Origin of the sequence: Streptomyces sp. NPDC046712, from assembly GCF_040645695.1 — a bacterium.
Classification (GTDB): Bacteria; Actinomycetota; Actinomycetes; order Streptomycetales; family Streptomycetaceae; genus Streptomyces.
Genome location: NZ_JBEYYW010000044.1, coordinates 44,549 through 52,920 on the forward strand (window position 1 = coordinate 44,549; position 8,372 = coordinate 52,920).

Sequence of the window (8,372 nt, forward strand, 5' to 3'; positions counted from 1 at the left end):
CATGCACCAGACCCCACCACCCGAGAACGGCGATCTGCCCCGCTTCACCGCGGCCGCAGTCCAGGCCGCACCCGTCTACCTCGACCCCGTGGCCACCGTCGACAAGGCCGTCGCCCTGATCGCGGAGGCCGCCGGGAACGGCGCCCGGCTGGTCGTCTTCCCCGAGGTGTTCGTCCCCGGCTACCCGTACTGGAACTGGACGATGAACCCGGTCGAGGGCTCGCCCTGGTTCGAGCGCCTGCAGCGCGCCTCGATCGACATCCCGGGGCCGCACGTCGACACCTTGCGCGCCGCGGCCCGCCAGCACGGCGTCGTCCTCGTCATCGGCGTCAACGAACGCGCCCCGCACAGCCTCGGCGTCCTCTACAACACCCTGCTCACCATCGGACCCGACGGCGAACTCCTCGGCGTCCACCGCAAACTGGTGCCCACCTGGGCGGAGAAGCTGACCTGGACCGGCGGCGACGGCAGCTCCCTGCGGGTGCACCGCACCCCCGTCGGCCCGCTCGGCGCCCTCGCCTGCGGCGAGAACACCAACACCCTGGCCCGGTTCACCCTGCTCGCCCAGGGCGAACTGGTCCACGCCTCCTGCTACATCGCCCTGCCCGTGGCACCCGCCGACTACGACATGGCGGACGCGATCGCGGTGCGCACCGCCGCGCACAGCTTCGAGGGCAAGGTGTTCTCGATCGTGGCCTGCTCCACCATCTCTCCGGAGATCGTCGACGCCCTCGCCGGGGACGACGAGGAACTGCGCGAGCGCTTCACCAGGCCGCGCAGCGCCCTGTCCGGCATCTTCGGCCCCGACGGGCGCCCGGTCACCGAACCGCTCGTCGACGACGAGGGCATCGTCTACGCCGACATCGACCTCGCCAAGTGCGTCCAGCCCAAGCAGATGCACGACATCGTCGGCCACTACAACCGCTTCGACATCTTCCGGCTCGAGGTCGACAACCGCCCCCGCACCCCTGTGACCTTCACCGCTCCCGAACTCACGACGCAGCTCCCCATCCAGGCCCCCATCCCCGAGGAGGACGCATGACCCCCGAGCAGGACGACACCATGCTGGGCCGCGCCCGCGTGACCGACACACCCGAACTCACCGCGTACTACGGCGAGTTGGAGGCCCTCGAAGCCGGGGCCCTGTGGACCGTCGCCAATGACATCGAGCCCTGGTACCCGCAGCCCAAGTCCGTCCCCGTGCTCTGGCGTTACGCTGAGCTGCGCCCCCTGGTCCGTAAGGCGCTCGACCTGGTCAAGGCCGACGACGCGGGCCGGCGTGTGGTGATGCTCGTCAACCCCGGCCGCAGGGACGTCAGCGCGGCCGCCGGACTGCTCTACACGGGCCTGCAGATCATGGGCCCCGGCGAGGCCATGACGGCGCACCGCCACCAGGCGGCGGCCCTGCGCTTCGTCCACGAGGGCACCGGCGCCTGGACGATCGTGGACGGCCAGAAGCTCAGGGTCGGCCCGCGCGACTTCGCCATCACCCCGAACGGCACCTGGCACGAGCACGGCAACGACGCCGAGGACGGGCCCGTCATCTGGCAGGACGGACTGGACATCCCGCTCGTCAACGCCCTGGACGCGGGCTTCTACGAGGTCCACCCCGACCTGTACCAGACCCCCGGAAAGGTCATCAACTCCTCCGTCCTCACCTACGGCGCGAACCTGCTCCCGTACGGGGTGGAGCGGTGGACCCGCCCGTACTCGCCCCTACTGGCCTACCCCTGGGAGCCCACGTACGAGGCCCTGCTCAACCTCGCCAAGGCCGGCGAGGGATCCCCGTACGACGGCGTGATCGCGGAGTACACCAACCCGGTCACCGGCGGTTCCGTCATGCCGACCATGGGCGCCCACATGCAGCTCCTCCGCCCCGGCCAGGCGACCCGGGCCCACCGCCACACCGGCTCGGTCATCTACACCGTCGCCAAGGGGCGGGGCTTCTCGGTCATCGCGGGGAAGCGCTACGACTGGCAGGAGGGCGACATCTTCTGCGTACCGTCCTGGGCCTGGCACGAGCACACGAACCTCGACGAGTCCGAGGACGCCTGCCTGTTCTCCTTCAACGACTTCCCGGTCATGCGCTCGCTCGGCTTCCACCGCGAAGAGGCCTACGCCGACAACGGCGGCCACCAGCCCACCTCTTGACCCCTTCGAACCCCCAAGGAACCCCCATGCGACTGGTGACCTTCACCCTCGACGACACCACCGGCGCCGACGACCGGCTCGGCGCCCAGGTCGGGGACCACGTCCTCGACCTCACGACACTGGCCGAGCGGGCCGGAGTCGACCTCCCCACCGACCTGCTCTCCTTCATCCAGGCCGGCCCGGCCGCCCGGGTCGCGGCGCACGAACTGATCACCGCGTGCGCGGGAGCGTCCGACCAGGCGGCCCACCGGCTCGACGCGGTCGCCCTGAAGGCCCCGCTGCGACCTGGCAAGATCATCGGCGTCGGGCTCAACTACGTCGAACACGTCGAGGAGTCGAGCCGCAGCCTGGACACCGACAAGGACCTGCCGCCCCGCCCCGTGCTCTTCAGCAAGCCCGCCACCGCCGTCACCGGCCCCGGTCAGCCGATCCTGCACAATGCCGACCTGACCACCCAGCTCGACTGGGAGTGCGAACTCGCCGTGGTCATCGGCCGGACCGCCTTCCGTGTCAGCGAGGAGGAGGCGTACGAGCACATCTTCGGCTACAGCATCGTCAACGACATCAGCGCCCGCGACCAGCGCCGCTCCGGCCAATGGTTCTTCTCCAAGGGTCAGGACTCGTACGCGCCGTTCGGTCCGGCCGTCGTCACCGCCGACGAGATCCCGGACCCGATGGACCTGGACCTCTCGCTGCGCGTCAACGGCGTGACCAAGCAGAAGTCCAACACCCGGCACATGCTCTTCCCCATCGCCGCGCTCATCGCCGACATCAGCTCCGGCATGACCCTGGAACCGGGAGACGTCATCGCCACCGGGTCCCCGTCCGGCGTCGGCGCGGGCATGGTCCCGCCGGAGTTCCTGACCCCCGGCGACACCGTCGAGGCCACCGTCGAGCGCATCGGCACGCTGACCAATCCCGTCGTCGACGCCCGCTGAGGAGCGATCATGACCCACCCCGCTCACCCCACCTACCGCATCGGCCAGATCGTCCCGAGCTCCAACGTCACCATGGAGACCGAGATCCCGGCGATCCTGCGGGCCCGGGAATCCATCGCGCCCGAGCGCTTCACCTTTCACTCCAGCCGCATGCGCATGACCCATGTGACTCCCGAACAGCTCAAGGCCATGGACGCCGACTCCGACCGGTGCGCCGTGGAGCTCTCCGACGCCCGCGTCGACGTCCTCGGCTACGCCTGCCTCGTCGCCATCATGAGCATGGGGCTCGGCTACCACCGCACCTCCGAGGAACGCCTGCACACCCGGACGGCCGAGAACGGCGCCCCCGCCCCGGTCGTCACCAGCGCGGGCGCCCTGGTCCACGGCCTGAACACCCTCGGCGCCAAGAAGATCGCCCTGATCGCCCCCTACATGCGGCCCCTGACGAAGACGGTCGTGGACTACCTCACCCACGAGGGCATCGAGGTCCTCGACTACACGGCGCTGGAGATCCCCGACAACCTCGACGTCGCCGCGCACGACCCGGCGAGGCTCCCCGGTCTCGCCCGCGCCCTCGACCATTCCGACGCGGACGCCGTCGTGCTCTCCGCCTGTGTGCAGATGCCCTCCCTCGGCGCACTGGAGGAGGCCGAGCAGCTCCTCGGCAAGCCGGTGGTCTCCGCCGCGGTGTGCACGGCCCACCAGATGCTGCGCGCCCTGGACCTGCCGGCCGTGGCACCGGGCGCCGGCCACCTGCTCTCGGGCGCTTTCGCCCACGGGGAGCCGCCCGCGGTCCGATAGCCCGAGAGTCCGGAGGGGCCTGGGGAGGGATGGATATGATCGCGACCGCGCACAACGGAAGGCGATCATGTCGGACACCCCCCTCAGGCCCAGCTCGTTGATCAACACGGTCTACGGAGCGTTCCTGCGCCGCCTCGGCGGCTGGGTCTCCATCGCCGACCTGATCACCCTGATGTCCGAACTCGACGTCGACGGACCGGCGGTGCGCTCGGCGATGTCCCGGCTCAAGAAGAAGGGCGTCCTGGAACCCGAGCGGCGGGGTGCCACCGGCTACCGGCTCAGCCCGGCCGTCCTTCCGGTCTTCGACGAGGGCGACCGGCGCATCTTCGGCAGTCTGGAGCCCGCGGACCTGGCGGACGGCTGGGCCATGGCGGTCTTCTCGGTGCCCGAGTCGGAGCGCTCGTACCGCTACCAACTGCGTACCCGCCTGACGTGGCTCGGCTTCGGCAACATCGCGCCGGGTGTGTGGCTGGCGCCCGGGCGGCTGCTCGACGACTCCCGCGCCATGCTGGAGCGGCTCGGGCTCAGCTCGTACGTCCACCTGTTCGCCGCGGACTACGCCGCCTTCAGAGAGCTGTCCGACACGGTCAGCTCCTGGTGGGACTTCCCGGCCATCCAGAAGCAGTACGCGGAGTTCACCGACACCTACGAGCCGGTCGCCGAGGAACTGACCGGGCGGTCGACGGGGCAGGGCGGCCTCGCGGACGCCGAGGCGTTCCGCCACTACGTCCCGATGCTCACCCAGTGGCGCCGCCTGCCGTACCTCGACCCCGGCCTGCCCACCGAGCTGCTGCCGCCCGACTGGAACGCGGTACCAGCCCGCCGGCTGTTCCAGCAGCTCCACACCGTCCTCGCCGAACCGAGCATGCACCACGTGGCCCGCGTGACGGGCCTCGAAGAGCCGGACCCGGCCCGCTGACGACCACCGGCCGGCATCCGCTCGCACGCCGAGCGGCCCGGCCAGGGCGTCGACGGCCCGTGAGCGAACGTCATCGCCGGACGGATTGCTCCGTGAGCTCATCCACCAGCCGTGCCGTGACCGGCACGGCGACCGCGTGCCGTGCGGCCGCGCGCAACAGCGCCCCGACGATCGCATCCAGTTCCAGGGGGCGGCCGGCCTCGGCGTCCCGCTGCATCGAGGACTTGCTGCCCGGCGGAAACGCGTCGTACATCGTCAGGACTGCGGCGGGGTCGGCCGGTGCTCCGCCGGCGGAGCTGACGGCTGCGGCCTCCTCGACGAGAGCCACCAGCTCCTCACGGTGCCGGGTCCGTACGTCGCCGATGGTCAGTCCGTAGCGGGTGGTGAGCAGCGCGAAGGGAGCGAGGAAGGCCAACTTGGGCCAGAGGACGGCGCTCTCGTCCTCGCTCACGCGGACGCGCACGCCGGCGTCCCTGAGCATCGCCTCGAGCGGGGCGAGGCGGTCCGCCGGCCCGGCGAGATCGATCTCGGTGAACGGGCTGCCGTGCTCGATGCGCCCCGGGGCGACGCGGGTCGATGCGACACGGATGGCGCCGGGGACGACCTGCCGCGCGCCGTAGCGCCGACGGAGCGCGGCCGTGTGCTCGATGCCGTTGAGCAACGGCAGCACGAGCGCGCCCTGGACGAGGCCGGGCGGTATCCGGGTCAGTGCCTGATCGAGGGCTGTCTGCTTGACGGTCACCAGGCACAGATCGACCGGTTGGCGCAGCTCGGTGTCCACCTCGACCTGAGCGTCGATGTCACCGAACTGTGCGCTGCGCACACGGAGGCCGTCCCGCCGCAGCCAGTGTGCCGTCGCCTCGCCCGCCAGGCAGATCACCCGGTGTCCGGCTCGGGACAGCAGCGCGGCCAGCAGACCGCCGACGCCTCCCGGCCCGAGGACGGCCACGGTCCAGGCGCGGGCGGAGGTCTCCGTGGCCGGCGGGGAGGATGCGAGCACGTCGCGGCATTCCTTCCAGGCGGATTCGGTCAGCAGTGGTCTGAAGCGGGTGAACAGGGTGAGGAGTTCGGGGCCCCACTCCAGGCGGAAGCCGGGGTCGACGTGGGCGATGTCCAGTTCGTTGGCTGCGGTCAGTTCGGCGAAGTCCCGTCTGAGCTCGTGGCCGGGGGCGAAGACACGGCCGGTGAACCGGTCGCGGAATGTGGCATCGGCCAGGGCCAGGCAGGGATAGGACGCGTCCCGGTCGCAGCTCGCGTAGGCGTACACGAGTTCTTCGGCCTCGGCTCCGATCACCGCGGCCAGTTCACTTCGGCGGTCCAGTGGCAGGAGTGCCGTGGCAAAGCCGTCGGTTCCGTAGAACGCGTGGCACAGGCCCGCGAGTTGTAGAGCGGGACGGGCGCCCCATGCGGCGAGCCGTTCCCGTACGCGTGTCAGATGGGCGAGGAGCGTTCCGCCCGGGTGGTCGAGGTCCTCGGCGCCGAGCTCGCGGAGGAGCGCGACGGCGCGGGTGACGGCATGAGCGACGGCATGGGGTGATGCGGACAAGGCAGGTGGTCCTCTCTGCGTGTGGTCGGCGCGACCTGCAGTGATCATCAAATGGCCCAACACCCAAGTCAATCCTAGGGTTTGCTTCGCAGGCATCAAGGTTTACCTTGGGTCCCGTGACTCTTGATGATCTCCGTGTCTTCGCCGCGGTGTGCCAGGCCGGCTCGCTGAGCGCCGTGGCCCGCGACCTGTCCTGTACGCAGTCGGCCGTGAGCCAGCATGTGAAGCGGCTCGAGCGCGAGATCGGACTCAGCCTGCTGGAGCGGCACTCCCGCGGCGTCGCGCCCACGCAGGCCGGGCACCTGCTGCGCGCGGCGGTCACCGACGGCCTCAGTGGCATCGACCATGCCCTGCGCCAGATCGAGGAGCTCGTGCGGGGTGACGGAGGCTCGGTCCGGATCACCACCGGTGCCACCACCGTCCGGCACTTCATGTCCGCGGCCGTGGTGGACTTCCGGCAGCGCTTTCCCCGGGTGAGCCTGGAGTTCCAGACCGAGAACTCCAGCCGCGGCTGCTTCGATGCCCTGGCCGTCGGCGGCCTCGACCTCGCCTGGATCACCCTGGGCACGCCGGTCCGAGGCATCGAACAACGCCCCGTCGTCGAGCTCCCCTGGGTGCTGGCCGTCCGGGCCGACGACCCTCTGGCGACCCGTACACGGATCGAACCCGACGACCTCGAGGGTGCGCGACTGATCGGCCTCCCCGAGGGCTCGACCTCCCGCTCCCATCTCGACGCCTGGCTGACGGCATCGGGGATCCGGCCGGTCTTCGACACCGGCGTCGCCGACTGGGACACCGCGATACTCCTGGCCGAACTCGGTCTCGGCCACGCCGTCGTCCCCGCTCTCCCCGGCCGGTGGGGCGGCGGGCACCCGGACCTGCGCCTGGTCCCGATCCCCGCCCTGCCGGTCCTCACCGCGGGTTGGGCGGTACGTCGCTGGGACTCCCTCTCGCCCCTGGCGCGGGCCTTCGCCGACGCCGTGGCCCATCACTGCACCGCGCCCGACGGTCGGGGCTCGGCGTCATGAGCGACCGTCCCCGCCCGGACCTGCCCACCACGATCGCCGAGATCGTCAGCTCCGGCGCCCGGTTCTTCTCCGCTCTCACCGCCCTGACGGACGCGGACATGCGTGCCGCCTCCGCGCTGCCGACATGGACCCGGGGCCACGTCGTCTCCCATGTGGCCCGCGGCGCGGACGCCTACGTCTGGTTGCTGACCGTCGCGCGTACCGGCGCCGAGCCCTCCCCGAGGGCCGGCGCCGCGGCGCTCGCCCAGGCGGTCGACGACGGTGCCGCCCGTCCCGCCACCCAACTCCTCGCCGATGTGCGCTCGTCCCTGGACCGAGTGGTCGCGGAGGCCACGTCGATGGACGCCGGAGCATGGGACACGTTGGTCACCGCCCTGGCGGGCTGGCGCCATCCGGCCTGGTACACGCTCTACCGCTGCTGGCGTGAGCTGGAGACTCACCACGTCGACCTGAACGTCGGCTACACCACGTCCAACTGGCCGACGCCGTACGTCACTTGGGCCCTGAACGACACCGTGGCCACGGTCGCCGCGCGCGGCTTCCCCGTCGCCCGCGTCGAGGCCGTCGACATCGACCGCTCCTGGACTCTCTCCCCGACCGGCCCCACGATCCGCGCGCCCGGTCATGTCCTGCTCGGCTGGCTCAGCGGGCGCCTGCCCGCCGCCTCCCTCGTCGCCGACGGCCCCGTCCCCGAGCCGCCCGGCCCGTGGCCGCTGCCCCCGACTCCCGGCTGGGGCCGGACCTCCGGCCACGGAGACCGACCAGGCGCTCGATGACGCGCGATGACGGTAGTGGGCGGGGCCCGGGGGTGTGTGTCGAAGCAAGTGGCGAGACCGGTCAGGAATCGAGAAGCCCCGGTGGCCGACCAGCCCCTAGCGTGGTGGTCATGGCAACCACCGCTTCCACCGCATCCAACACGTCCCTCGCGTCCGTCACCCTCGAGGTGGCCGACCCCGAGGCCGCCCGCCGCTTCTACACCGCCTTCGGAG

General features: G+C 71.2%; 8 protein-coding genes and 2 pseudogenes. 8 read left to right on the forward strand and 2 right to left on the reverse strand.

The window, feature by feature from the left end; all coding sequences use genetic code 11:
* The first annotated feature begins 1 nt into the window (after position 1).
* From ABZ939_RS35220 to ABZ939_RS35240, 5 genes are all read left to right on the forward strand, one after another.
* Positions 2-1,042 (forward strand): carbon-nitrogen hydrolase family protein, encoded by a 1,041-nt coding sequence (locus tag ABZ939_RS35220; RefSeq protein WP_361864396.1) that lies wholly within the window; start codon positions 2-4, stop codon positions 1,040-1,042.
* Entirely contained in the window at positions 1,039-2,151 is a 1,113-nt protein-coding gene (locus ABZ939_RS35225; protein WP_361864398.1) for a cupin domain-containing protein, read from the forward strand. The genes ABZ939_RS35220 and ABZ939_RS35225 overlap by 4 nt, the downstream gene beginning before the upstream one ends.
* 26 nt (positions 2,152-2,177) lie before the next feature.
* The gene (locus ABZ939_RS35230; protein ID WP_361864400.1) at positions 2,178-3,089 is read left to right on the forward strand and encodes a fumarylacetoacetate hydrolase family protein; all 912 of its coding nucleotides are present in this window, start codon (positions 2,178-2,180) and stop codon (positions 3,087-3,089) included.
* A gap of 9 nt (positions 3,090-3,098) precedes the next feature.
* Positions 3,099-3,890 carry an Asp/Glu racemase gene (locus ABZ939_RS35235; protein ID WP_361864402.1) on the forward strand — a complete coding sequence of 264 codons (792 nt, stop codon included), beginning with the start codon at positions 3,099-3,101 and terminating at the stop codon, positions 3,888-3,890.
* Positions 3,891-3,957: 67 nt separating this feature from the next.
* On the forward strand, positions 3,958-4,809 hold the full coding sequence (locus tag ABZ939_RS35240; RefSeq protein WP_361864403.1) for a PaaX family transcriptional regulator C-terminal domain-containing protein: 852 nt from the start codon (positions 3,958-3,960) through the stop codon (positions 4,807-4,809).
* Positions 4,810-4,879: 70 nt separating this feature from the next.
* Here ABZ939_RS35240 and ABZ939_RS35245 read toward each other — a convergent pair whose 3' ends face one another.
* Positions 4,880-5,809 carry a 2-dehydropantoate 2-reductase gene (locus tag ABZ939_RS35245; protein WP_361864413.1) on the reverse strand — a complete coding sequence of 310 codons (930 nt, stop codon included), beginning with the start codon at positions 5,807-5,809 and terminating at the stop codon, positions 4,880-4,882.
* A pseudogene (locus tag ABZ939_RS35250) lies at positions 5,801-6,355 on the reverse strand (DUF6817 domain-containing protein); the annotation flags it as partial. The pseudogene ABZ939_RS35250 and the gene ABZ939_RS35245, both read right to left, overlap by 9 nt.
* A 116-nt stretch (positions 6,356-6,471) precedes the next feature.
* On the opposite strand from ABZ939_RS35250, the gene ABZ939_RS35255 reads away from it, so the two are divergent.
* From ABZ939_RS35255 to ABZ939_RS35265, 3 genes and pseudogenes are all read left to right on the forward strand, one after another.
* The gene (locus tag ABZ939_RS35255; RefSeq protein ID WP_361864405.1) at positions 6,472-7,383 is read left to right on the forward strand and encodes a LysR family transcriptional regulator; all 912 of its coding nucleotides are present in this window, start codon (positions 6,472-6,474) and stop codon (positions 7,381-7,383) included.
* Positions 7,380-8,159, forward strand: a complete 780-nt coding sequence (locus ABZ939_RS35260; protein WP_361864407.1) for a maleylpyruvate isomerase family mycothiol-dependent enzyme — start codon at positions 7,380-7,382, stop codon at positions 8,157-8,159. The genes ABZ939_RS35255 and ABZ939_RS35260 overlap by 4 nt, the downstream gene beginning before the upstream one ends.
* A gap of 110 nt (positions 8,160-8,269) precedes the next feature.
* Positions 8,270-8,372, forward strand: a pseudogene (locus ABZ939_RS35265) (glyoxalase); the annotation flags it as partial.